The organism is Acuticoccus sp., from assembly GCF_965213555.1.
GTDB lineage: Bacteria > Pseudomonadota > Alphaproteobacteria > Rhizobiales > Amorphaceae > Acuticoccus.
In genome coordinates this window covers 1,119,778-1,142,523 of record NZ_OZ243890.1, presented here as the reverse complement: position 1 = coordinate 1,142,523, position 22,746 = coordinate 1,119,778, and the positions used below count along the sequence as shown (strand labels likewise).

Annotated in this window: 21 protein-coding genes and 2 pseudogenes; 11 read left to right on the top strand and 12 right to left on the bottom strand. The window is 71.9% G+C overall.

Annotated features, from left to right (window positions below; all coding sequences use genetic code 11):
• Positions 1-84: 84 nt before the first annotated feature.
• On the top strand, positions 85-1,323 hold the full coding sequence (locus ACOOE8_RS05595; RefSeq protein ID WP_420393858.1) for an MFS transporter: 1,239 nt from the start codon (positions 85-87) through the stop codon (positions 1,321-1,323).
• Between the two features lie 3 nt (positions 1,324-1,326).
• Here ACOOE8_RS05595 and ACOOE8_RS05590 read toward each other — a convergent pair whose 3' ends face one another.
• From ACOOE8_RS05590 to ACOOE8_RS05570, 5 genes and pseudogenes are all read right to left on the bottom strand, one after another.
• On the bottom strand, positions 1,327-2,553 hold the full coding sequence (locus ACOOE8_RS05590; protein ID WP_420393857.1) for a threonine synthase: 1,227 nt from the start codon (positions 2,551-2,553) through the stop codon (positions 1,327-1,329).
• 17 nt (positions 2,554-2,570) lie between these two features.
• Positions 2,571-3,446 (bottom strand): nitroreductase family protein, encoded by an 876-nt coding sequence (locus ACOOE8_RS05585; protein ID WP_420393856.1) that lies wholly within the window; start codon positions 3,444-3,446, stop codon positions 2,571-2,573.
• Positions 3,447-3,468: 22 nt separating this feature from the next.
• The gene (locus ACOOE8_RS05580) at positions 3,469-4,044 is read right to left on the bottom strand and encodes an AMP-binding enzyme (protein WP_420394634.1); all 576 of its coding nucleotides are present in this window, start codon (positions 4,042-4,044) and stop codon (positions 3,469-3,471) included.
• Positions 4,045-4,047: 3 nt separating this feature from the next.
• A pseudogene (locus ACOOE8_RS05575) lies at positions 4,048-4,299 on the bottom strand (AMP-binding protein); the annotation flags it as partial.
• Between the two features lie 59 nt (positions 4,300-4,358).
• Positions 4,359-5,411 (bottom strand): annotated as a pseudogene (locus ACOOE8_RS05570) (AMP-binding protein); the annotation flags it as partial.
• Positions 5,412-5,526: 115 nt separating this feature from the next.
• On the opposite strand from ACOOE8_RS05570, the gene ACOOE8_RS05565 reads away from it, so the two are divergent.
• Positions 5,527-6,336, top strand: coding sequence for an enoyl-CoA hydratase/isomerase family protein (locus tag ACOOE8_RS05565; RefSeq protein ID WP_420393855.1), 810 nt, complete (start codon positions 5,527-5,529; stop codon positions 6,334-6,336).
• A 4-nt stretch (positions 6,337-6,340) separates the two neighbouring features.
• On the opposite strand, the gene ACOOE8_RS05560 is transcribed toward ACOOE8_RS05565, so the two are convergent.
• The gene (locus ACOOE8_RS05560) at positions 6,341-7,042 is read right to left on the bottom strand and encodes a ribonuclease activity regulator RraA (protein WP_420393854.1); all 702 of its coding nucleotides are present in this window, start codon (positions 7,040-7,042) and stop codon (positions 6,341-6,343) included.
• A gap of 141 nt (positions 7,043-7,183) precedes the next feature.
• Here ACOOE8_RS05560 and ACOOE8_RS05555 point away from each other — a divergent pair, with 141 nt between their 5' ends.
• The 5 genes from ACOOE8_RS05555 to ACOOE8_RS05535 all read left to right on the top strand — a co-directional run bounded on the left by ACOOE8_RS05555 (position 7,184) and on the right by ACOOE8_RS05535 (position 12,262).
• A complete protein-coding gene (locus tag ACOOE8_RS05555) occupies positions 7,184-8,380 on the top strand; it encodes an ABC transporter substrate-binding protein (protein ID WP_420393853.1) in 1,197 nt (398 codons plus the stop codon).
• A 62-nt stretch (positions 8,381-8,442) separates the two neighbouring features.
• Positions 8,443-9,234, top strand: coding sequence for an ABC transporter ATP-binding protein (locus ACOOE8_RS05550; protein ID WP_420393852.1), 792 nt, complete (start codon positions 8,443-8,445; stop codon positions 9,232-9,234).
• Positions 9,231-9,935, top strand: a complete 705-nt coding sequence (locus ACOOE8_RS05545; RefSeq protein ID WP_420393851.1) for an ABC transporter ATP-binding protein — start codon at positions 9,231-9,233, stop codon at positions 9,933-9,935. The genes ACOOE8_RS05550 and ACOOE8_RS05545 overlap by 4 nt, the downstream gene beginning before the upstream one ends.
• Before the next feature lie 3 nt (positions 9,936-9,938).
• Entirely contained in the window at positions 9,939-10,952 is a 1,014-nt protein-coding gene (locus ACOOE8_RS05540) for a branched-chain amino acid ABC transporter permease (protein ID WP_420393850.1), read from the top strand.
• A complete protein-coding gene (locus ACOOE8_RS05535) occupies positions 10,949-12,262 on the top strand; it encodes a branched-chain amino acid ABC transporter permease (protein ID WP_420393849.1) in 1,314 nt (437 codons plus the stop codon). Before ACOOE8_RS05540 ends, ACOOE8_RS05535 begins: the two co-directional genes overlap by 4 nt.
• A gap of 77 nt (positions 12,263-12,339) precedes the next feature.
• Here ACOOE8_RS05535 and ACOOE8_RS05530 read toward each other — a convergent pair whose 3' ends face one another.
• Positions 12,340-13,041 carry a hypothetical protein gene (locus tag ACOOE8_RS05530; protein WP_420393848.1) on the bottom strand — a complete coding sequence of 234 codons (702 nt, stop codon included), beginning with the start codon at positions 13,039-13,041 and terminating at the stop codon, positions 12,340-12,342.
• A gap of 180 nt (positions 13,042-13,221) precedes the next feature.
• On the opposite strand from ACOOE8_RS05530, the gene ACOOE8_RS05525 reads away from it, so the two are divergent.
• Positions 13,222-13,794, top strand: a complete 573-nt coding sequence (locus tag ACOOE8_RS05525) for a cytochrome b (RefSeq protein ID WP_420393847.1) — start codon at positions 13,222-13,224, stop codon at positions 13,792-13,794.
• Positions 13,776-14,486 carry a RibD family protein gene (locus ACOOE8_RS05520; RefSeq protein ID WP_420393846.1) on the top strand — a complete coding sequence of 237 codons (711 nt, stop codon included), beginning with the start codon at positions 13,776-13,778 and terminating at the stop codon, positions 14,484-14,486. The genes ACOOE8_RS05525 and ACOOE8_RS05520 overlap by 19 nt, the downstream gene beginning before the upstream one ends.
• Here ACOOE8_RS05520 and ACOOE8_RS05515 read toward each other — a convergent pair.
• Positions 14,468-15,232, bottom strand: a complete 765-nt coding sequence (locus ACOOE8_RS05515) for a methyltransferase domain-containing protein (protein ID WP_420393845.1) — start codon at positions 15,230-15,232, stop codon at positions 14,468-14,470. The genes ACOOE8_RS05520 and ACOOE8_RS05515 overlap by 19 nt on opposite strands.
• Before the next feature lie 203 nt (positions 15,233-15,435).
• Here ACOOE8_RS05515 and ACOOE8_RS05510 point away from each other — a divergent pair, with 203 nt between their 5' ends.
• On the top strand, positions 15,436-16,659 hold the full coding sequence (locus ACOOE8_RS05510) for an MFS transporter (RefSeq protein ID WP_420393844.1): 1,224 nt from the start codon (positions 15,436-15,438) through the stop codon (positions 16,657-16,659).
• Between the two features lie 30 nt (positions 16,660-16,689).
• On the opposite strand, the gene ACOOE8_RS05505 is transcribed toward ACOOE8_RS05510, so the two are convergent.
• Together ACOOE8_RS05505 and ACOOE8_RS05500 are read right to left on the bottom strand one after the other, a co-directional pair.
• The gene (locus tag ACOOE8_RS05505) at positions 16,690-17,835 is read right to left on the bottom strand and encodes a spore photoproduct lyase family protein (RefSeq protein ID WP_420393843.1); all 1,146 of its coding nucleotides are present in this window, start codon (positions 17,833-17,835) and stop codon (positions 16,690-16,692) included.
• An 85-nt stretch (positions 17,836-17,920) separates the two neighbouring features.
• Positions 17,921-19,105: a DUF1906 domain-containing protein gene (locus ACOOE8_RS05500; protein WP_420393842.1), complete on the bottom strand. Its 1,185-nt coding sequence runs from the start codon at positions 19,103-19,105 to the stop codon at positions 17,921-17,923.
• Between the two features lie 208 nt (positions 19,106-19,313).
• On the opposite strand from ACOOE8_RS05500, the gene ACOOE8_RS05495 reads away from it, so the two are divergent.
• The gene (locus ACOOE8_RS05495; protein WP_420393841.1) at positions 19,314-19,919 is read left to right on the top strand and encodes a 2-hydroxychromene-2-carboxylate isomerase; all 606 of its coding nucleotides are present in this window, start codon (positions 19,314-19,316) and stop codon (positions 19,917-19,919) included.
• Between the two features lie 19 nt (positions 19,920-19,938).
• Here ACOOE8_RS05495 and cysN read toward each other — a convergent pair whose 3' ends face one another.
• Positions 19,939-21,837, bottom strand: coding sequence for a sulfate adenylyltransferase subunit CysN (gene cysN / locus ACOOE8_RS05490; protein ID WP_420393840.1), 1,899 nt, complete (start codon positions 21,835-21,837; stop codon positions 19,939-19,941).
• Entirely contained in the window at positions 21,838-22,746 is a 909-nt protein-coding gene (cysD, locus tag ACOOE8_RS05485) for a sulfate adenylyltransferase subunit CysD (RefSeq protein WP_420393839.1), read from the bottom strand. It abuts the gene before it with no gap.

Genomic DNA, 22,746 nt, shown 5'->3' with positions numbered 1-22,746 from the left:
CTTACGACGCTCGCCGGTTGGTGCTGCGCGCCGTTGGGGCGTATGGTCCGGCCAGCGCCCGAAACTGGGGCGTTCGAGGCCCCCATGACGCGCGACAACGCCTACTTCCTGCTGCTCAACCTCGGTCACTTCCTCGACCACTACCTGACGCTGGTGTTCGCCACCGTCGCCGCGCTCGTCCTCTGGCGCGAGTGGGACGTCGGCTACGACGCGCTGCTGCTCTACGCGACGCCCGGCTTCTTCGCGTTCGGCGTGTTCGCGCTCCCCGCCGGCTGGCTCGCCGACAAGTGGAGCCGGGACGGGATGATGGTGATCTTCTTCGTCGGCATCGGGCTCGCCTCGATCGCCACGAGCTTCGCAGCGACGCCGCTCCAGATGGCGGTGGGGCTGTTCGCCGTCGGCGTGTTCGCGGCGATCTACCACCCGGTCGGGCTCGCCATCCTGGTCTCGCGCTGGAAGAACGTCGGCATGCGAATCGCAATGAACGGCGTCTGGGGCAACCTCGGCGTGGCGAGCGCTGCGCTCGTCACCGGCTGGCTCATCGACTCCAGCGGCTGGCGCGCCGCCTTCGTCTTGCCGGGCGTCGTCTCGGTCGCAGCGGGGATCGCCTACCTCGCCCTGCGCCGCGAGGCGATCGGGGAGGACCGCCGGCCGAAGGCGCCGGCGCCGGCGCCGGCGGTCGGCGCGGTGCACCGCGGCCTCGTCGTGCGCGTGACGGCGGTCGCCTTCCTCACCACAGCGGTCGGCTCGCTGATCTTCCAATCGACGAGCTTCGCGCTGCCGAAGATCTTCGACGAGCGCATGGGCGGGCTCGCCGAGTGGATCGCCGGGTCCACTGCGCTTCCGGGCGAGACGGCGAGCGTCATCGGCTCGCTGGTGTTCATCGTGTTCGCCGTCGCCTCGGTGGCGCAGCTCATCGTCGGTGCGACGCTCGACCGCTACGGGCCGCGCGCCATCTACATGACCGTGGCGTGCCTTTCACTCGTGTGCTTCGCGGCGATGCCGGGGCTGACGGACCTCGCCGCGCTCGCCGTCGCGCTCGGCTTCATGCTCGGCACGTTCGGGCAGGTGCCCATCAACGACTTCATGATCGGCAAGGTCGCGCACGGGCCGGCGCGGGCGCGCATCTACGGCGCGCGCTACGTGGTGGGCTTCTCCGTGTTCGCGGCGGCGTTGCCGTTCGTCTCGTTCGTCTACGACACCTGGGGCTTCGACCGGCTGTTCGTCATCCTCGCGGTGTCGGCCGCGGTGATCCTCGCCGCCGTCGCCACGCTGCCGGGACGCCTTCCGGCGCCCGCCCCGCTCCCCGCGCCCGCCGAGTAGGGCTCAGGCGAAGGCCGCGTAGTCGACGGGCTGGCCCTTGTCGAGCGAACGCGTCACCGCCGGCAGCTTGTACTTCAGCCCCGTCGCGCAGTTCCACAGGACGCACGTGTCGTCCGCCGACACGATCCCGTCCGCGAGGGCGCGCTTGTAGGCGACCGCGGTGGCCGCGCCCTCGGGGCAGAGCAGGAAACCCTCGTCGGCGGCGATCCTGTCGCGCATCGCCATGATGTCCTCGTCCGCGACGGCCATCGCGACGCCGCCCGACTCGCGCACCGCGCGGATGATGAGGAAGTCGCCCACCGCGACCGGCACGCGGATGCCCGCCGCCACCGTGCGCGCGTCCGGCCACACCGGGGCGTGCTCCTCGCCCGCCGCCCACGCCTTGACGATGGGCGCGCAGCCCTCGGCCTGCACCGCGATCATCTTCGGCATCGGCCCTTCGATCCAGCCCATCTCGGCGAGCTCGGCGAACGCCTTCCACATGCCGATGAGGCCGGTGCCGCCGCCGGTCGGGTAGAAGATCGCGTCCGGCAGGCGCCAGCCGAGCTGCTCGGCGAGCTCCAGCCCCATCGTCTTCTTGCCCTCGATCCGATACGGCTCCTTGAGGGTCGAGATGTCGAACCAGCCGACCGGACCCTTGCCCTCGCCGACGATCCGCCCGCAGTCGTTGATCAGGCCGTTGACCAGGATCGTCTCGGCCCCCTGCGCCGCGATCTCGCGCACGTTGATGTCCGGCGTGTCGTCCGGGCAGAACACCGTGGTGCGAATGCCGGCTCGGCTCGCGTAGGCGGCGAGCGCGGCGCCCGCGTTGCCGTTCGTCGGGATCGCAAGGTGGGTGAGGCCGAACGCCTTCGCCATCGACACCGCGAGGCACAGGCCGCGCGCCTTGAACGAGCCGGTCGGCAGCCGCCCCTCGTCCTTGACGAGCACGCGGCCCGGCCGCGCCCCCAGCGCCGCGGCGGAGCGATCCAGCGCCACGATGGGCGTCATCACCTCACCCAGCGACACGCGGTCAGCGGGGTCGGCCACCGGCAGCATCGGCGCGTAGCGCCAGAGGCCGGGCGCGTCCGAGGCAGCGAGCGCCTCCTTCGACCAGTGCGACGCGATGGCCGCGAGGTCGTAGCGCACCAGAAGCGGCCGCCCGGCGTCGGACAGGCCGTGCGGGCGGCCAGCCTCGTAGCGCTGCCCGGTGAGGGAGCACTCGAGGTGCGTGACGAAGGTCTTGGTCATCGAGGGCTCGCGAGGGGTCAGGTGAGGTCGAAGCCGTGGGCGCGCACGAAGGCGCCGAAGCCCGCGCGCTCGGGGACGGAGTACTGCCGCGCCTTGTCCTCCGACCAGCTGTAGCCGGCGCGGTCCGGGTAGCGCTCGGCGAGGCGGTGGGTCGTGTAGGGCTGCGCCGCCTCGCGGCGCGCGTCGTAGGCGGCGATGGCGGCCTCGGTGCCCGCCTCGTCGAAGCGGTCCTCGTGGACCGTGACGGCGGTGGGGAGGCGCATCGCGACCGTCGCCTCGCCCGCCGGCCAGCCGACCCCGAGGCCGGCGACGGGGAAGACGTGCCGCGGAAGCTCCAGGAGCCTCGCGACCTCGGCCGCCTCGTTGCGGATCGCGCTGATCGGGCAGGCGCCGAGCCCGACCGCCTCCGCGGCGGTGACGAACGCAGCGAGCGCGATGCCGGCGTCCACGGCGGCGTTGAAGAACGCGTCGAGGTGGTCGTTGGCGAACGGCAGGCCGCGCATCGCATGCACCTGCCGCTGGCGCCGGTTGTTGCCGCAGAACACAAGAAGGACGGGCGCGCGCGCCACCCACCCCTGCCCGGCGACGAGGCCGTCGAGCGCGCGGCGCAGCTCGGGCTCGCGGACGATCACCACGTCGCGCTGCTGCAGGTCGCTCTTGGTGGGCGCGGCGAACGCGACCGCGCACAGGAGGCGCAGGAGCTCCGCGTCCACCGGGCGGTCCGCGAACTTGCGGTGCGAGCCGCGCGCGGCCATGGCCGCGAGCCGGTCGAGGCCCTGGGTCGAGGGATCGACCGCGAAGGTCTCGCCGTAGCGCAGCGCGAGCGCCTCGGTCAGCACGGTCTGCGTCGCTCGTGGCGCCCGGTCGTCGGTCCATGCCGTCACAAGCGACACGACGGCTTGCCGCGTCAAGCGCTCACATCGCGGCGCCCCTGGGCAGGCCGACGACGGCGCGGATCTCCTCCACCGCCTCCGGGTTGGCGAGGGAGGAGAGGTCGCCGGCGTCCCGTCCGGTGGCGACGCTTCGCACGACGCGGCGCATGACCTTGCCGCTGCGCGTGCGCGGCAGGTCGGCGACCACGAACACCTCCTTCGGGGCGAACGGGCGGCCGAGGTCCCGGACCACGGCAGCGATGATGGCCTCGCGCAAGCCCGCGCCGTCCGCCCCCGCCGCAAGCACGACGAACACCACGAGCGCCTCGCCCTTCGCCGCGTCGTCGACGCCGATGGCGGCGGCCTCTTCGACCTCGGCGAGGCTCGTCGCGACCTCCTCCACCTCCGAGGGGCCGACGCGCTTGCCGGCGATCATCAAGGTGTCGTCGGAGCGGCCGAGCAGGAACACCGTGCCGTCGTCCTCGCGCAGGGCAAGGTCGCCGTGCACCCAGACATCCGGGATCGCCTCCCAGTACGTGGCGAGGTAGCGCTCGTTGTCCTGCCAGAACCCCTGCGTCATGCCGACGAAGGGGTCGAGGACGGCGAGCTCGCCCGGCACGCCGCGCACCGGCCGCCCCGCTGCGTCGACGACGTCCGCGCGGATGCCGGGGACGACGGCGGAGAAGCCGCTCGCCCGGATCGGCTTGACGACCACGTTGGCAAGGATGCCCCCCGAGGCCTCGGTGCCGCCGCTGTAGTTGATGAGCGGCGCCCGCCCGCCGCCGAAGCTCTGCTGAAACCACGCGAACGGCTCGGGCGCGATCGTCTCCCCTGAGACGAGGAGGAGGCGGGTGGACGAGGTGTCGCCCGCCATGGCGCCGTCTCGTTCGCCATCATCGCGCGCACCAGGGTGGGGGACGCGCCGAGGTGGGTCACGCCGTGCGCGGCCACGAGGCGGGACAGGCGCGACCAGTCTGGCACGTCCGGCGCGCCGTCGTAGGCGACGAGCGTCGCGCCCGTCACGAGGCTCGCGACGATGGTGATGGGCCCCGCCACCCAGCCGACGTCGGCGGGCCACAGGAACACGTCGCCGGCGTCAAGGTCGAAGACGAGGTGCGCATCGTTCAGCACCTTGAGCGGGAAGCCGCCGTGGGTGTGCACCGTGCCCTTCGGGCGTCCCGTCGTGCCGGAGGTGTAGACCACCATGAATGGGTCGCTTGGCGCCATGCGCTCGGCCGGTCCCGCGGCATCGGGGTCGCCGAGCACGTCCTCCCACGCGGCGAACCCGTCCGGCGCGGCGCCGTCCGCACCGACCACGACGACGAGCTCCAGCCTCGGCAACCGCGAAAGCGCGGCGCGGACCGTTGCGATCGTATCGACGAACCGCCCGCGCCGCACGAACCCGGAGGTGGTGACGAGGGCCTTCGCGCCGCATGCTCCGAGCCGCGCCGCGATGGCGTCGGCGCCGAAGCCGGAGAACAGCGGGACGACGATCGCTCCGAGGTGGCTCACCGCGAGGAGCGTCACCATGGCCTCCGCGCCGTTCTCGATGAGGAGGCCCACGCGGTCGCCGCGCACGATGCCGCGCTCCCTCAGCCCCGTCGCGAGGGCCCGTGCCCGCTGGCGCAGCTCCGCGTAGCTGAGGCGGCCGGCGGACCCGCCTTCGCGCTCGGCGACGACGGCGGGCGCATCACGGCGTGCCGGATCGTCCGCCCAGCGCAGCGCCGTGTCGACCCAGTTCAGCTCACCGCCCTCGAAGAAGCGCGGGAACGGCCGCCCGTCGGACAGGTCCGCGTAGGACGTCCACGGCCTCGACCAGACGAAGTTGCACCGGTCGAGTAGCGCTCGCCAGTAGGCCTCCGGCTCGCGCACGGAGGCCTCGTGGAGCGCGTCGAAGCCCTGCGCGCCGAGCCGCTGCGCGAGCGCCGTGAGGTTGGCGCTCGCGACGTCCTCCTCGGTGGGCGTCCACACGATGTCGCTCGTCATCGGCTCCTCCCCGTGCCGCGAGGCTAGCGGCGGACCCTCGGCGTGGCCAGCACCACTCGAACGCGCGGGCCAGCCGGCCTAGGGTCCAGCCCACATCGCGAACCGGAGAGCCGTCATGACGAGCCGCTACTCGGCGTACACCAGGCTGAAGATCGACCACCCCGCCGAGCGCGTGCTGTCGATCACCTTCGACGAGCCGGCCTCGCTGAACTCCATCGACGAGGCGACCCACACCGAGCTCACCAACGTGTGGCGCACCATCGACGCCGACCCCGGCGTCGCCGCCGTCGTGGTCACGGGGGCCGGCAAGGCGTTCTCCGCCGGCGGCGACTTCAAGCTCGTCGAGGCGCTGACCAACGACCCAGCGATGCGGATGAAGACGTGGCGCGAGGCGAAGGATCTCGTCTACAACATCGTGAACTGCTCCAAGCCCATCGTGTCGGCGATCAACGGACCGGCGGTGGGCGCCGGCCTCGTGGTGGGGCTCCTCGCCGACATCTCCATCGCCGGGCGCTCCGCCAAGATCGTCGACGGCCACACGCGGCTCGGAGTCGCGGCGGGCGACGCGGCGGTCATCATCTGGCCGCTCCTGTGCGGCATGGCGAAGGCGAAGTACTACCTCCTCACCTGCAAGCCGGTGAGCGGCGAGGAGGCCGAGCGCATCGGCCTCGTCTCCCTGTGCGTGGACGACGACGCGCTGTGGGAGACCGCGCTCGGCACCGCGAGCGACCTCGCCATGGGCGCGCAGAGCGCGATCCGGTGGACCAAGTACGCGCTCAACAACTGGCTGAGGAGCGCGGGTCCGGCGTTCGACGCCTCCACCGCGCTCGAGATGCTGGGGTTCGCCGGCGAGGAGGCGCGAGAGGGCCTCGCCGCGCACCGCGAGAAGCGCCGTCCGAACTTCCCCGCCGACTGCCCGGTCTGAGGGGTCAGGCGGCGCCCGACTTGTGCGCCTCGTAGCGGGCGCGCGTCTCCTCGTTCATCGGGTAGAGGCCGGGCAGTGGGACACCGCGGCCGACCTCCTCCATGATCCAGGCCTCCATGCGCTCCTGCTCGGGCGCCTCGGCGAGGACTTCGGCGAGGAGCGCGGCGGGGATGACCACCGCGCCGTCGTCGTCCGCCACGATGGTGTCGCCGGGGAACACCGCGACGCCGCCGCAGCCGATGGGCTCCTCCCAGCCCACGAAGTCGAGCCCGGCGACCGACGGCGGCGCCGCGACGCCGGCCGACCAGACCGGCAGGCCCGTGGACAGGACGCCGGCGCCGTCCCGGACGACGCCGTCGGTGACGAGGCCGGCGACGCCCCGCGCCGCCATGCGGGCGCACAGGATGTCGCCGCCGACCCCGGCGTTCGTGACGCCGCGCGCGTCGACGACGACGACCACCCCCTCGGGCATCGTCTCGATGGCGGCGCGCGTCGACCGCGGCGAGGACCACGAGGCCGGCGTCGCAAGGTCCTCGCGCGCCGGCACGAAGCGCAGCGTGAAGGCGGTGCCGACGACGCGGCGCTGCTCGGTCCGGATCGGCCGCGTGCCGCGCATCCACACGTTGCGCAGCCCCCTCTTCAGGAGGATCGTGGTGATCGTCGCGGTGGACACGCCTTCGAGCGTGCGGCGGGCGTCGTCGGTCATTCGGGTCGGCTCCTCGGGCCAGGTCGGTGCGTTCCTTGCCGCTCGCCTATAGCAAAGCGCTCGGCGAACGCGACGCGTGATCCCTTGCGAGGGGCCCACCCGTGTGGTCAGGCTTGGCGCAAAGACGCAACGAAGGAGGATATGATGACGCGCACCGCATTGGCGCTCGCAGGCGCCGCAGCCCTCACCCTCGCCGCCCCGGCGCTCGCGCAGGACGAGGGCGCGACGCTCGGCATCATGCTGGGCTTCACCGGGCCGCTCGAGAGCCTGTCGCCGGCGATCGCGGCCGGCGCGGAGCTCGCCGTGGAGGAGGTCAACCAGTCCGGCAACTTCATGGGCGGCGCGACGGTGACGACGGTGCGCGGCGACGACACCTGCATCGACGCGGGCGCGGCGACCGCGGCGGCCGAGCGGCTTGTGACGTCCGACGGCGTCGACGGCATCATGGGCGCCATGTGCTCGGGCGTGACCGGCGCGGTGCTGTCCAACGTCGCGCTGCCGAACGGCGTCGTCATGATCTCGCCGTCGGCGACCTCGCCGGCGCTCTCCACGGTGGAGGACGACGGGCTGTTCTTCCGCACCGCGCCGTCCGACTCGCGGCAGGGCGAGATCATCGCCGACATCCTGACCGAGAAGGGCGTGTCTGAGGCGGCCCTTACCTTCACCAACAACGACTACGGCAAGGGGCTGTCGGACTCCATCGCCGCGGCGTTCGAGGCGGCGGGCGGGACGATCACGATCAACGCACCCCACGAGGACGGCAAGGGCGACTACTCCGCCGAGGTCGCCGCCCTCGCCGCGGCGGGCGGCGAGATCCTGATCGTCGCCGGCTACCTCGACCAGGGCGGCCGCGGCATCATCCAGGCCTCCCTCGACTCCGGCGCGTTCGAGACCTTCTTCCTGCCGGACGGCATGGTGGGCGAGGCGCTCGTCGAGGCGATCGGCGATCCGCTCGACGGCTCCTACGGCGTGCTGCCCGGCTCCGACTCGGAGGGTGCGCAGGTCTTCACCTCGCTTGCCGAGGAGGCCGGCAACGAGACCGGCGTCTACGCCCCCGAGGCCTACGACGCGGCCGCGCTGATGCTCCTCGCCATGCAGAAGGCGGGGTCCACGAACCCGTCCGAGTACAAGGTCGCCGTTTCCGAGGTCGCCAACGCGCCGGGCGAGGAAATCCTCCCAGGCGAGCTCGGCCGAGCACTCGAGATCATCGCGGATGGCGGCGACGTCGACTACGTGGGCGCCACCGCGGTGGAGCTCGTCGAGGGCGGCGAGAGCGCCGGCTCCTTCCGCGAGATCGAGATCAGCGACGGCAGCATCGAGACGGTGCAGTATCGTTGATCGACGCGACCTCGCCGGACGCCCCCGCGTCCGGCGGCCATGCTAAGTGCGCCGGCGGCCCGATGGTCGCCGTCCGCTCGCTCAGCAAGTGGTTCGGCGGCATCCACGCGGTCGACGACGTGTCGCTCGACATCGCGCGTGGCACGATCACCGGGCTGATCGGACCGAACGGGGCCGGCAAGTCCACCCTGTTCAACGTCATTGCGGGGCTCTACGCGCCGACGTCGGGCAGCGTCCTCCTCGACGGGGAGGACGTGACCGGCCTCGCGCCCCACGAGCTCTTCGAGCGCGGCCTCCTGCGCACCTTCCAGCTCGCCCGCGAGTTCGCCTCGCTGCCGGTGCGCGAGAACCTCATGATGGTGCCGCATGGGCAGCCCGGCGAGAACCTCGTCGACGCCTGGTTCCGCTCCGGCCGCGTCGCTGCCCGCGAGGCGGAGCTGCGCGCCAAGGCGGACGAGGTGCTCGACTTCCTCACGCTCTCGCACCTTGCCGACGAGCGGGCACAGAACCTCTCCGGCGGCCAGAAGAAGCTCCTCGAGCTCGGCCGCACCATGATGGTGGACGCGAAGGTCGTCTTCCTCGATGAGGTCGGCGCCGGGGTGAACCGCACGCTCCTCGCCACCATCGCCGACGCGATCCGCCGACTGCATGCCGAGCGCGGCTACACCTTCTGCGTCATCGAGCACGACATGGACTTCATCGCGCGGCTCTGCGACCCGGTCATCGTGATGGCCGAGGGCGCCGTCCTCGCCGAGGGTCGTGCGGAGGAGATCATGGCGAACGACGCCGTCATCGAGGCCTACCTCGGCACCGGCTCGCGCCACGCCAAGCTGGACGCCGAGGCCGCTCGATGAGCCTCCTCACTGCCACGGACATGCGCGGCGGCTACGGGGCGGAGGACATCCTCAAGGGCTGCACGGTGGAGGCGGACCGCGGCGAGATCGCCGTCATCGTCGGGCCCAACGGAGCCGGCAAGTCCACCGCCATGAAGGCGGTCTTCGGCATGCTGCGCCTGCGCGAGGGCGCCATCGTGCTGGACGGGGCGGACCTCACGGGCCTGCGGCCCACCGAGCGGGTCGCCCGCGGCATGAGCTTCGTGCCCCAGGTGAACAACGTGTTCCCCTCGCTCACCGTGGAGGAGAACCTCGAGATGGGGGCGTACCTGCGCCGCGAGGGCGTGCGGGAGACGATGGACGAGGTCTATGCGCTGTTCCCCGTGCTCGCCGCCAAGCGGCGCCAGCCGGCGGGCGAGCTGTCGGGCGGCCAGCGCCAGCAGGTCGCAGTCGGCCGCGCGCTGATGACGAAGCCGACGGTCCTCATGCTCGACGAGCCGACGGCCGGCGTCTCGCCCATCGTCATGGACGAGCTCTTCGACCGCATCATCGAGATCGCCCGCACCGGCATCGCCGTCCTGATGGTGGAGCAGAACGCCAAGCAGGCGCTGGAGATCGCGACGCGCGGCTACGTCCTCCAGCACGGGCGCAACGCCTACACCGACACCGGCGCGGCGCTGCTCGCCAACGCGGACGTGCGCCGCTCCTTCCTCGGCGGCTGAGGCGTGGAGGACGCGCTCAACGCCGTCGTGCTGCTCGCGAACTTCGCGCTCGTGCCGGGGATCGCCTACGGCTCGCAGCTCGCGCTCGGTGCGCTCGGCGTCACCCTCGTCTTCGCGGTGCTGCGCTTCTCCAACTTCGCGCACGGCGAGACGATGTCGTTCGGCGCCATGGTGACGATCTTCGGCACCTGGGGGCTCCAGTCCGCCGGCGTGACGCTGGGCCCGCTGCCCGTGGCGCTCCTCGCGCTGCCGCTTGGCATCGCCGTCACGGTCGGGCTCGTCCTCGCCACCGACCGCGTCGTCTACCGCTACTATCGCGAGCGGCGGTCGGTGCAGGTGATCTTCATCATCGCCTCCATCGGCGTGATGTTCGTCACCGCCGGGCTCATCCGCTTCCTCATCGGTCCGGACGACCAGATCTTCACCGACGGCGCGCGGTTCGTCGTCTCCGTGCGCGAGTTCCGCGAGTGGACCGGGCTGCGCGAGGGGCTCGCCCTCAAGACGACGCAGGTGGTGACGCTCGTCGCCGCCATGGCCTGCGTCGTTGCCCTGTTCCTCTTCCTGCAGCGCACGCGCACCGGCAAGGCGATGCGCGCCTACGCCGACAACGAGGACCTTGCGACGCTGTCCGGCATCGACGCCGGGCGCGTCGTCCTCATCGCGTGGACGCTGTCGGCGACGCTCGCCGTCATCGCCGGCACGCTCTACGGGCTCGACAAGAGCTACAAGCCCTTCGTGTTCCAGGAGCTGCTCCTGCCGATCTTCGCGGCGGCCATCGTCGGCGGGCTCGGCAGCCCGGTCGGCGCCATCGTCGGCGGCTACCTCATCGCCTTCGCGGAGGTGTTGTTCACCTACCCCTACACCCGCGTCCTCGGCTACCTCCTGCCGGAGGCGTGGCAGCCCGACGGCCTCGTCCAGCTCATCGGCACGGAGTACAAGTTCGCCGTCGCCTTCGTCATCCTCGTCATCACCTTGATCCTGCGCCCGACCGGGCTGTTCAACCGTCGGTCCGCATGAGCGCCCGCGCGGTCCTCCCGTTCGCCGCCTTCTTCGCGCTCATCGCTTTGACCGGGGCGCTGCAGAGCTGGTCCGTGGCGCTGACGATCCTCAACCTGTGCCTCGTGTCGGCCGTCATGGCGCTCGGCGTGAACGTCCAGTGGGGCTACGCCGGGCTGGTGAACTTCGGCGTCATGGGCTTCGCCGCGCTCGGTGGGCTCGCGGTCGTCCTGGTGTCGGCCGAGCCCGTCGCGGCAGCCTGGCGTGCCGGAGGCATGGGCGTCCTCCTCGCGGTCATCCTCGTGGCGGGGACGGCGACGGTGGCGGTCCTCGGTCGGCGCTTGGTGCGCGGGTCGGTGGCACGCGCAGCGCTCACGCTCGCGGTCGTGGCGGCCGGCATCTACGGCACGAGCGTCGTCCTCGGACCGTCGACCGCGGCGATCGAGGGGGTCAACCCCGCCATCGCCGGCTTCCTCGGCGGGCTCGGGCTGCCGGTCCTCCTCGCTTGGGCGGTCGGGGGGCTGCTCGCCGCGGGCGCGGCCTACGTCATCGGGCGCATCGCCCTCGGCCTGCGCGCGGACTACCTCGCCATCGCGACGCTCGGCGTGTCGGAGATCATCATCGCCGTCCTCATGAACGAGGACTGGCTGGCGCGCGGGGTGAAGAACGTCGTCGGGCTCCCCCGGCCGGTGCCCTACGAGCTGGAGCTGAGGACCGCGGCCTGGTTCCAGGACCTGTCCGACCGCCTCGGCGTCGGCCCGGTCGAGCTCTCCTCGATCCTCGTCAAGGGGGCCTACATCGCGCTCTTCGTGGTGGCGCTCGCCGCGATCCTGTGGCTCGCCGAGCGTGCCCTCGCCGCGCCGTGGGGCCGCACCATGCGCGCCGTGCGCGACGACGAGGTCGCCGCCGAGGCCATGGGCAAGGACGTGCGCCGGCTGCACATGCTGGTGTTCGTGGTGGGGTCCGGCCTCATCGGGCTGGCGGGCGCCATGCTGACCACCCTCGACGGGCAGTTCACCCCGTCCTCCTACAACCCGCTGCGCTTCACGTTCCTCATCTGGGTGATGGTGATCGTCGGCGGCGCCGGCAACAACTGGGGCGCCACCGTCGGCGCCTTCATCGTCTGGTTCGCCTGGGTCCAGGCCGAGCCGGTGGGGACCTTCCTCATCGACCGCGCGACGGTCGCGCTCGGGCCGGACTCGGCAGTCCGCGAGCACCTCCTCGAGAACGCGTCGCAGATGCGCTACGTCGTGATGGGCGCGACCCTCCTCCTCGTGCTGCGCTTCGCGCCGCGCGGCATCATCCCTGAGACCGACCGCACCGCGCGCTGACGCCGATGCGCCCCCGCCTCGGACCCTGACTTTACGCGCTCGAGACCAATGTCTGCCACCACGCGACGGCGGCCGCCCTACCGCTCGTAGGTGTAGCCCCGCGCCACCTTCTCGGCGAGCTCCTCGGCCGCACGGGTGGAGGCCGAGCCGGACCACAGGTCGAGCGTGGAGGCGACGGTCACGCCCGCGGCTGCGAGGTCCGCGGTCTTCTGCGGGTTGCCGGTGATCACCTGAACCGAGGCGATGTCGAGCGCCCTGATGAGCGCGCCGGCGATGAGGAACGAGCGCTCGTCCACGTCGAACCCCATGGCAAGGTTCGCCTCGTCGGACGTGTGTCGGTGCGTCACGTGCCGGCCTCCCACGAAGCCGTACTGCAGCGCGAGGCAGTCGAGCTTGGCGCGCATGCCGATCCCACGGCCCTCCTGCCGCAAGTAGACGAAGAGCCCCTCGCGGCGCGCGTCCATCTCCTCCATGGACAGCCGCATCTGATCGCCGCAGTCGCACATGGACGAGCCGAACGCGTCCCCCAGCAGGCACTCGGAGTGGATGCGCGTGAGCACGGAGTTGCCCCCGGACAGCTCGGCATGGACCGCCGCACCGAGGTCGTCCACGCGCGGCCAGTCCCGCCGCCCCGCCACCAGCGCGAGGTGCGGCATGTCCCCCATGGGTCGCCCTGCGGGCTCGAACGCCAGGCACACCCAGATGCGCCCGCGGATCTCCACCGGCGTCGACGCCACGAGCGAGAGCCCCTTCGCTGCAAACTTCTCGCTCAGGACCATCGCCACCTCCCACGCTCGCTGCCGCCCACGACCCCCGTCCGCGACGCGAAACAAGGACGAAACGAACCCTTCCGCCCGTTGCCGAGCGGCGCACGCTTTTAACGCATCGCTTGACTTCAGCCAGCATCGGGCGGCACCGATCTGCAAGGCTCGGGGAGCACCTCTGGCAGCGAGGCGGCGATGGCGACCAGCGACGAACACGCTGTGCCGGGGCAGAGCTACCCCTCCGTCGCGAAGGCGTTCCATTGGGTGAGCGCCGTCGCGGTCGCCTTCATGCTGACGACGGGGCTCGTCATGACCTGGCGCGGGCACGATCTGGGCATCTGGGACGAGCTCACCAACGGCCTCTACACGAGCCACAAGACGGTGGGCTTCGTGCTCCTGTGGCTGATCGTCCTGCGCCTCGCCAATCGCCTCGTGTTCGGAGCCCCGCCCCCCGAGCCGACGCTGACCGCCGCGCACCGCCGGATCGCCGCCGCGAACCACGGCGCGCTCTACGCGCTCCTCGTTGCGATGCCGCTGGCCGGCTGGCTCGCCGTGTCGCTCTTCCCTGCCCTCGACCTGTTCGCCGGCCTCTCGCTGCCCGCGCTGACGGCGCCGGACCGGGACGCCTACGAAACGGTCGCGTGGGCGCATGGGCTCGGGGCAAGGCTTCTGATGGCGCTTGTGGCACTGCATGTCGCTGCTGCGCTTTACCATCGGTTCGTCCGACGAGACGGCGTCCTCGCGCGCATGTGGCCGGGGCGCCCCTGACTGACGCCGAGGCACCGTCGACGCTTCGGGCCCTGCGGGCGGCGCGCGCCGCGGGCGGGGCGCTCGTCGTCGCCCAGCTCGGCCAGTCCCTCGACGGGCGCATCGCGACCGCCTCCGGCCACTCGCACTACGTCAACGGGCCGGCGGCACTCGACCTCCTCCACCGCCTGCGCGCGAGCGTCGACGCGGTCGTCGTCGGCGCGGGAACGGCACGTGCCGACGACCCGCGGCTCACGGTGCGCCGCGCCAGCGGACCGGACCCGGCGCGGGTGCTCATCGATCGGCGGCGCACCGCTGGCGGGCGGCTCCGGCTCCTCCATCGGGACGGCGTGAGGCGCATCGTGTTCGGCCCACCGCACCCCGACGACCCGGCGGGCGTGGAGCACGTGCCGGCCGACGGCCCGCTGCCGCCCGCGGCGATCCTCGATGCGCTCGCCGAACGCGGGTTCCGGCGCGTCCTCGTGGAGGGCGGCTCCTCGACGGTGAGCGGCTTTCTCGCAGCCGACGCGCTCGACCGGCTCTGCCTCCTCGTCGCGCCGCTGCTGATCGGCTCGGGGACGCTTGGCATCGCGCTGCCACCCATCCTCCGGATGGAGGAGGCGATGCGGCCCACCGTCGAGGTTCGCCCGTTGCCCGGCGGGGACGTGCTGTTCGACTGCAACTTCAGGACGGCTCAGAACGTCGCGTGGTGATCGCGGTGGCCGACGAGGAGCGTGCGAGCCGCACGGTGCGCCTCACGCCACTCCTCGGTGTCGTTCGCGCCCGCCTCGCGGGCGGCGTGCGCCCATCCATCGAGCATCGCGTCCATGAGCGCGCCGTCCATGGGCCGCGAGAGGCGCCACGGCGTGTCGCGCACGGTGACCGTTGCCCCAACGCGCTCCATCGCCTCGGTGAGCGCCCGCGCTCCGTCCGGACCCAGCGCGGGACCGAACGACTTCGCGCCCCGCTGGTGGGTGTTGAACGCCTCGACCATCGCGCCGTCCCTCGGGTGCGGCGGATGGATGGCGAGGCGACCGTCGTAGGTCAGCATGGCGAGGAGCGGGACGCGATCTTCACCGAGCCGCTCGGCCAAGCGGGCGACGAACTCGGCCGACGCGAGGTCGAAGAGCGCCGAGGCGGTGACGAGGTGCGGACGGGAGCCTCGATCCCACAGGGGATCCGTGGCGAGGTCGGCGACGCGGACGGTCGGCTCCGGTCGAGCCCGTCGACGTGCCTCGGCGAGCAGGGCCGCGTCGGCGTCGAGGAGCGTCCACGCGGCGGGCGGAAGGGCAGGCGCGAGGGCGCGCAGGGTCGCGCCGGTCCCCGCGCCGAGGTCGAGGACGCGCCGCGGCGCGGTCATCCTTGCGAGGTCCCTTGCGGCGCGGACGATGAGGTCGCGCGCACGGGAGCGCTCGTCCGCCGCGACCCTGAGTTCGAGCCAAGCCGACGAGAACGTCATGACGCGCGCCGCCGAGGGGGACGGCACGGCTGCGATGGTTGTGGCAAACCTCGGTCGACGAGGCACGTCCGCGACCGCACTGGCTCGCCCTTTTCCGCAACTCCACAACGGCGGCCAACTCTACCACGCCGTTGCGCCATGATGGGCGGTCCAGGCTCGACCGACGGGCGGCCACCGTCTAACCGTCGACGGTGAACGGCCTCGTGCGACCCTCCGCCATGGGACGTCGGCTGCCGGGGGAGGCCGGTCGACGGGAGCGGATGGGCGTCGCGCTGCTGGCGCTCGGCCAGACGCTCGCCTGGGCCTCGCTGTACTACAGCTTCGCCGCGCTGCTCGTGGCGTGGGAGGAGACGCTCGGTTGGGGCAAGCCGCAGCTTACGCTGGCCCTCACCGTCGCCGTCCTCGCCTCCGCCCTCGCGGCGCCCCTCGCCGGCCGGCTGATCGACGCCGGGGCCGGTCCCTGGCTGCTCGGCGGGGGGGCCGCGTTCGGCGCGCTCGGCCTCGTCGGCGTCGCGAGCGCCACGACGCCCACCGGCTTCGTCGCGGCGTGGGCCTGCGTCGGGCTGTGCCACGCCGGCTGCCTTTACGAGCCGTGCTTCGCCACGGTGACACGGGCGCTGGGTCCGCGCGCACGCTGGGCGATCACGCGCATCACGCTCGTCGCGGGCTTCGCGTCGGCGCTCGCGTTCCCGTTCGGAGCCTGGAGCGCATCGGTGATGGGCTGGCGCGGCGCGGTCGTCGCGTTCGCGCTCGTCGCCGGCATCCTCGCCGCGCCCGCGCTGTTCCTCGGTGCGAGGATCATCACCCGGATCGACGGGAACATGAGCGACTCGTTAGGAGGGCTCGTCCCCCCATCACCCTTTCCGTTGGCGCGGCGGAGCTTCGTGCTGCTCGGCGCCGCGTTCACCTTCATGGCGCTGAACCACGGCATCCTCATCAACCACCTCATCCCGCTCCTGTCCGAGCGCGGCATCTCCCTGCCGCTCGCGGTGGCCGCCGCCTCCACGGTCGGCCCGATGCAGGTGGCGGGACGGCTCATCCTGCTGCGCTACGAGGCGCGGGCACCCGCGCTCATCGTGTGCCGCGTCGCGTTCGGCGGCGTCGCGCTCGCGGCGCTGCTCCTCCTCGCGTCCGGCGGCTCAGCCACGCTCGCCTTCGCCGTCGCCGCGATGCAGGGCGCGGCCTACGGGACGACGAGCATCTTGAAGCCCGTCGTCACCGCGCAGGTGCTTGGCACCGCACGGTACGGCGTGGTCGCGGGCTGGCTTGCGGTGCCGTACCTCGCCGGCTTCGCGCTGGCGCCGTCCCTGGGGGCGCTCGTCTGGCAAGCCGCCGGCAGCTTCGCGATGGTGCTCTTCGCCGCAGCCCTCGCCGTCGCCGGGCTCGCAGCCGTCGCGGCGTTGAAGAACCGATCCGGCCCGCCGTGAGCGACCGATGGAGTGAACCCAACCGGTCCGTTACGTCCAGTAAAGCAGCCGTGCGGCCGGCAGGTGCCGCGCCGTCGCCTCTGTGAACCATCCCTTCATCTCGTCCATCAGCGTCTTGGGGTAGACGTACTTCACGCCGCCGAACTTGTTGCGCTTCTGCGCGCGGACGGCGGGGTCCATCTCCAGCGACGTCGCCGGGTACCAGCCGAGCAGGACCTCGCGGCTGCCGGGCGTGAAGCGGTGCGTGATCAGCTCGACGGTGAGGTCCGCCCCGTCCGGCAACGCCTCCGCAGCCCCCGAGAGCAGCGCGTCGTAGGCCTCGCGCCAGTCGTCGACCGGCATGATCGGCGCGATGGTGAGGCCGACGGGGTAGCCCGCCGCGGCGAGCCGACCCATGGCGGCGAGCCGGTCGGCGAGGCGCGCGGTGCCGCCCTCGAAGCGGCGCGTGATGACCTCGGCGTTCACCGAGAAGCGGACCCGCGTGCGGCCGCCATGCTCAAGGTCCAGCAGGCCATCCACCGCGTCGTACTTGGTGGTGAAGCGCAGGCCCGCGGACCCGTCCGCGCCGAGCTGGCCGAAGTGCACGATGGCGTCCGACAACGCGCCGGTGAGGTGCTCGATGCCGAGCGGATCGGTGTAGCAGGAGGCCTCGAACGTCGTCCCCTCGGCGGACCGCTCGGCCGAGCGCGAGGTGATCGTCCCCGCGCCGACGTGGGATGGCACGGCGGCGAAGATCTCCGGAAGGTTCGCGTAGGCGCGCGTCACCGGCGGGCCCGACAGCGAGCCTGCGAGGTAGCAGTACTGGCAGTGCGCCGGGCAGCCGACGGCGAGGTCGATGCGGAAGTCCGCCGACGGCGGGATGGGCTGAAACCTCAGCGCGGAGGCGGGCGCGTTGACGATGGCGAGCGTCGACTTGGCGCGCCGGTAGGTGTCGGCCTCGCTGTCGCCCTTGAGTCCGGTGACGCGGTTGCCCTTGAGCCGCACCACCTCGCAGCCCATGGCCTCGCCGGCCTGCGTCGCCCGTTCGGCCACCGCGCTGTCCGCCGCGTCCCGCGTGATGAGGATGCGCTTGGGTCGCCACAGCCGTTGCGGTCGTCGCGGCAGCGCGGCGAGGTCGTCGGGGGACTTGCGCGGGGCAAGCGTGCGGGTCGGCGCGATGTGCGGAGCGGCGGACATGGGGGGCAAACGCCCAGCCCCTTAAGGCGTTGCTGCGCCAGTTGTTCGCGGGCAAGGCGCCGCGAAGGACTGGTAGGCGCCGGCGTCAGCTGGGGCAGCGCGCGGCGTGGCGGGCGGACTTGGAGAAGATCCATTCCGGCTTCACCGAGAAGCTGGGTGTGAGGTTCGACACCGCCGTCCACCCGTCCATCGTGCCATCGTCGTCGTGGTCCACCTCGACGACGGAGCCGCGCTGCTCGCCGATCCTGACGGCGTTGGCGAAGTCCACGGTAGCAGGATGCCGCACCGTGCGCCCGCCGCGGCATTGGTTCCCCGCGGAGATGAGGTCCCGCGCGCCGGACGTCGCGGTCCGCCGGATGCGCGCGTCCCCGTCGCACGCGAAGCGCCGCGCGTCGTAGATTGCGCGCGTGCGGCCGGCGGCGAGGCGCGTCACCCCCCGACGTCCCCAGAAGCCCAGCGCGTCGTTCGCGAAGCGCGGGTTCTTGACGTTGACGTCGAGCGGCAGCCCGGGCCGGCAGGAGCCGGGCGTCCCGCCGAACCACTCGAGGTTCACTCCGCTCTGGAAGAGCTGCCAGCGGCCCGAGTTGTGGAAGGCGGTGCTGCCCGGGTAGGCGCGGGAGGCGGATAGCCACGTGTGCTCGATGAGGCCGGCTTCGAGGAGCACGTCGAGCGCGTCGCCGTTGCCGTAGGCGCCGAGCGCGTAGCCCGCCCCTCGCACGATGCGGCGCACCTCGCGGAAGTATGCGAGCATCGCCGCCCGGGTGGCCCCGTCCGAGCGCTGGAACGCGATGTCGACGCCGAAGTAGATCGCCGAGCGCCGCGGCTGTCCCAGCGCCTTCGCTTGGGTCACCGCCGCCACGGCGTCGAGCTCGCCCTCGGCGGTGGGGCTGCGCTCGCGGGTCGTCGGCCGGCATGCCGCGTCCGGCAGCGGCTTCCCATCACGGTCCTTGCCGACGAACTTCAGCTTGGAGTCGTTGTTGTATTGGTAGATCGACAGGATCGCCATGCCAGCGTCGAGGATGCGGCGGACCTCGCTCGACGGGTCGGACGACGGACCCTGGTCGATGAGGCGCTTCGACGGCAGCCCGCGTTCGGGCTGAGGGCAGCGCGCGAGGTAGCGGCCCACCACCTCGACCCCGCGCTGGCGGAGCCCGTCGATGTAGGGGCGGGTGTCCCAAGCCGAATCGATGATCGCGGCGCGGCTGTCCTGCGCTGCGGCCCCATGCGCCATGCCGAGCGCGAGGCCGATGGCGATTGCGAGGCGCTTCATGCGGAGTCTCCCGGATGGCGCGGACGTTCGCAGCGCCCAAGATGACGGTCAAGGTTGCAGCGCCGGCGATCCCCGTTGCGCTGTCCCGACGTCCGCCCCACCGCGGTGCGACCGAATTTCCGTCCGATGGGGCGGTCCATCCGGGGCTTGCACCGTCGCCGCCGTCGTCCCACGATGCCCCGCAGCCCGACGGCTGGCCGGAGCGACGATGGCGCTGACCTTCTACTACGACTTCACCTCGAGCTACTCCTACCTTGCCGTGATGCGGATGGAGGACGCCGCCGCAGAGGCCGGCGTCGAGGTCGTCTGGCGGCCCTTCCTCCTGGGCCCGATCTTCGCCGACGCGGGGCTCGGCGCGACGCCGAACCTCAGGAGTCCGGCGAAGGCGGACTTCATGTGGCACGACATCGCAAGGCGCGCCATGCACCGAGGGATGCCGTTCACCAAGCCCGCGGTGTTCCCCCAGCGCAGCGTCGCCGCGGGCCGTGCAGCGCTCGCCCTCGGCGACGCCGAGCGGCCGGCCTTCTCGCGCGCGGTGTACCGCTGCGTGTTCGTGGAGGGGCGGGATCAGGCCGAGCCCGACGTGCTCGCCGACGCCGCACGGGAGGCGGGCCTCGACCCGGACCGGATCGCCGCGGGCGCGCAGGACCCGGCGGCGAAGGCGGCGCTGTTCGCGGCAGTGGACGAGGCGAAGGAACACGGCCTCTTCGGCGCCCCATCCTTCGTCACGACGGGTGGCGAGCGCTTCTGGGGCGACGCGCAGCTCGAGGACGCGCTGTCGTGGGAGGCGTCCGGCCGGCTGGCCGGCACCTGAGCCAAAACGGTCTGACCGCCTAGTCGATGAAGCCGCGGGCTCGGAGCTCGGCGACGAGGCGCTCGGCGTGCTCCTCCGCCTCGCCCAACGTGGTGTCGATGACGACCTCGGCGTGCTCGGGCGGCTCGTACGGGGAATCGACGCCCGTGAAGTTCTTCAGCCGGCCGGCGTCCGCCTTCGCGTAGAGCCCCTTGGGGTCGCGACGGCGGCACTCCTCGATGGGCGTGTCGATGTGGACTTCGAGGAACTCGCCGTCCTCCACGAGCTCGCGCGCCATGCGCCGCTCCGAGCGGAACGGCGAGATGAACGAGACGAGCACGATCATCCCCGCATCGACGAACAGCTTCGCCGCCTCCGCGACACGGCGGATGTTCTCGACGCGGTCGGCATCGGTGAAGCCGAGGTCGCGGTTGAGCCCGTGACGCACGTTGTCACCGTCGAGGATGTAGGTGTGCCGGCCGGCGGCCACGAGGCGCCGCTCCACGAGGTTGGCGATGGTGGACTTGCCGGAGCCCGACAGGCCGGTGAACCACAGGATCGCCGGCTTCTGCCCCTTCATCGACGCGCGCGAGGCCTTGGTGACGTCGAGGGCCTGCCAGTGGATGTTGGTGGCACGCCGCAGCGCGAAGGCGATCATGCCCGCGCCCACCGTGGCGTTCGACAGGCGGTCGATGAGGATGAACGCGCCGGTGGCTCGGTTCGTCTCGTAGGCGTCGAACGCCACCTCCGCCGACAGGGACACGTTGCAGAAGCCCACCTCGTTGAGGCCGAGCTCCTTGGCGGCGAGGTGGTCGAACGTGTTGACGTCGGTGCGGTGCTTGATCTCCGTCACCTGCGCCGTGACTGTGCGCGTGCCGATCTTCAGGAGGTAGGGGCGTCCCGGGAACAGCGGCTCTTCCGCCATCCAGACGATGTTCGCCGCGAACTGGTCCGCGACCTCGGGACGGTGCGCAGGCGGCACGAGGACGTCGCCGCGCGAGACATCGACCTCGCGGTCGAGGACGATCGTCACCGCCTCGTCGGCGATGGCGTCCTGCACGTCGCCGTCCATGGTCACGATGCGGGCGACCCGCGCGTCCCGGCCCGAGGAGGCGACGACGACCGGGTCGCCACGCCGCACCCGCCCGGAAGCGACGGTGCCGGAGAAGCCGCGGAAGTCGAGGTTCGGCCGGTTGACCCACTGGACCGGCATGCGGAACGGCCGCTCGGCTCGGTCGGAGACGACCTCGACGGCCTCGAGGTGCGTCATCAGCGAAGGCCCATCGTACCAGGGGGTACGCTCGGAGCACGTGACGACGTTGTCGCCGTAGCGCGCGGAGATCGGGATCGCGACGAGGCCGTCGAAGGCGAACGGCGCGGCGAAGCGCTCGAACTCGTCGCGGATCTCGTCGAAGCGCGCCTGCGAGAACTCGACGAGGTCGATCTTGTTTACCGCGAGCGCCACGTGGCGGATGCCCAAGAGCGACACCAGGTAGGCGTGGCGGCGCGTCTGCACCTGTAGCCCGGCGCGCGCGTCCACCAGGAGCACGGCGAGGTCCGCCGTGGACGCGCCGGTCGCCATGTTGCGCGTGTACTGCTCGTGGCCCGGCGTATCGGCGACGATGAACTTGCGCTTCTCCGTCGCGAAGAAGCGGTAGGCGACGTCGATGGTGATGCCCTGCTGGCGCTCCGCCTCGAGCCCGTCGACGAGGAGCGCGAGGTCGATGTCCTCACCCGTGGTGCCATGTCGCTTGGAGTCGCGCTCCACCGCGGCGAGCTGGTCCTCGAAGATGAGCTTCGACTCGTAGAGCAGCCGGCCGATCAGCGTTGACTTGCCGTCGTCGACGCTGCCGCAGGTGATGAAGCGCAGGAACGACTTTCGCTCCTGGGCAGCCAGGTAGTCGAGGAAGGCATCCGGGCGGGCTTCGGCCAGCGACATCTAAAAGTACCCCTCGCGCTTCTTCTTCTCCATCGAGGCCGCCTCGTCGTGGTCGATGACGCGGCCCTGGCGCTCCGACGTGCGCGCGATCAGCATTTCCGCCACGATGTCCGGCAGCGTCGCCGCCCGGCTCTCCACCGCGCCGGTGAGCGGATAGCAGCCGAGGGTGCGGAAGCGCACCATGCGCTCGGCGACCACGTCGCCCGGGGCAAGGGGCATGCGCTCGTCGTCCACCATGATGAGCGCGCCGTCCCGCTCCACCACGGGCCGCATGGCGGCGAAGTAGAGCGGCACGATCTCGATCCCCTCCATCATGATGTACTGCCAGATGTCGAGCTCGGTCCAGTTGGACAGCGGGAAGACGCGGATGGACTCTCCCTTGGCGACGCGTCCGTTGTAGAGCTGCCAGAGTTCCGGCCGCTGGGTCTTGGGGTCCCAGCCGTGATTGGCGGTGCGGAACGAGAACACGCGCTCCTTCGCCCGCGACTTCTCCTCGTCCCGCCGCGCGCCGCCGAACGCAGCGTCGAAGCCGTGCCGGGTGAGAGCCTGCTTCAGCGCCTCGGTCTTCATCACCGTCGTGTGGTACGAGGAGCCGTGGGTGAACGGGCCGACGCCCGCCGCCACGCCCTCCGCGTTGATGTGTACGATGAGCTCGAGGCCGAGCTCGGCCGCCTTGCGGTCGCGGAAGGCGATCATCTCGCGGAACTTCCACGTGGTGTCCACGTGGAGCAGCGGGAACGGCAGCGGCGACGGGTGGAACGCCTTCAGCGCCAGGTGGAGCATGACCGCCGAGTCCTTGCCCACCGAGTAGAGCATGACGGGGTGGCGGAACTCGGCCGCAACCTCGCGCATGATGAAGATCGCCTCGTCCTCCAGGCGCTTGAGGTGCGAGCCGCGGTCGACCGCCAT

What these genes read in the sequence shown, in the direction of transcription:
- ACOOE8_RS05595 (WP_420393858.1), top strand. Translation starts at nt 85, where the DNA reads ATGACGCGCGACAACGCCTACTTCCTGCTGCTCAACCTCGGTCACTTC.
- ACOOE8_RS05590 (WP_420393857.1), bottom strand. Translation starts at nt 2,553, where the DNA reads ATGACCAAGACCTTCGTCACGCACCTCGAGTGCTCCCTCACCGGGCAG.
- ACOOE8_RS05565 (WP_420393855.1), top strand. Translation starts at nt 5,527, where the DNA reads ATGACGAGCCGCTACTCGGCGTACACCAGGCTGAAGATCGACCACCCC.
- ACOOE8_RS05560 (WP_420393854.1), bottom strand. Translation starts at nt 7,042, where the DNA reads ATGACCGACGACGCCCGCCGCACGCTCGAAGGCGTGTCCACCGCGACG.
- ACOOE8_RS05555 (WP_420393853.1), top strand. Translation starts at nt 7,184, where the DNA reads ATGATGACGCGCACCGCATTGGCGCTCGCAGGCGCCGCAGCCCTCACC.
- ACOOE8_RS05550 (WP_420393852.1), top strand. Translation starts at nt 8,443, where the DNA reads ATGGTCGCCGTCCGCTCGCTCAGCAAGTGGTTCGGCGGCATCCACGCG.
- ACOOE8_RS05545 (WP_420393851.1), top strand. Translation starts at nt 9,231, where the DNA reads ATGAGCCTCCTCACTGCCACGGACATGCGCGGCGGCTACGGGGCGGAG.
- ACOOE8_RS05535 (WP_420393849.1), top strand. Translation starts at nt 10,949, where the DNA reads ATGAGCGCCCGCGCGGTCCTCCCGTTCGCCGCCTTCTTCGCGCTCATC.
- ACOOE8_RS05530 (WP_420393848.1), bottom strand. Translation starts at nt 13,041, where the DNA reads ATGGTCCTGAGCGAGAAGTTTGCAGCGAAGGGGCTCTCGCTCGTGGCG.
- ACOOE8_RS05525 (WP_420393847.1), top strand. Translation starts at nt 13,222, where the DNA reads ATGGCGACCAGCGACGAACACGCTGTGCCGGGGCAGAGCTACCCCTCC.
- ACOOE8_RS05515 (WP_420393845.1), bottom strand. Translation starts at nt 15,232, where the DNA reads ATGACGTTCTCGTCGGCTTGGCTCGAACTCAGGGTCGCGGCGGACGAG.
- ACOOE8_RS05505 (WP_420393843.1), bottom strand. Translation starts at nt 17,835, where the DNA reads ATGTCCGCCGCTCCGCACATCGCGCCGACCCGCACGCTTGCCCCGCGC.
- ACOOE8_RS05500 (WP_420393842.1), bottom strand. Translation starts at nt 19,105, where the DNA reads ATGAAGCGCCTCGCAATCGCCATCGGCCTCGCGCTCGGCATGGCGCAT.
- ACOOE8_RS05495 (WP_420393841.1), top strand. Translation starts at nt 19,314, where the DNA reads ATGGCGCTGACCTTCTACTACGACTTCACCTCGAGCTACTCCTACCTT.
- cysN (WP_420393840.1), bottom strand. Translation starts at nt 21,837, where the DNA reads ATGTCGCTGGCCGAAGCCCGCCCGGATGCCTTCCTCGACTACCTGGCT.
- cysD (WP_420393839.1), bottom strand. Translation starts at nt 22,746, where the DNA reads ATGGCGGTCGACCGCGGCTCGCACCTCAAGCGCCTGGAGGACGAGGCG.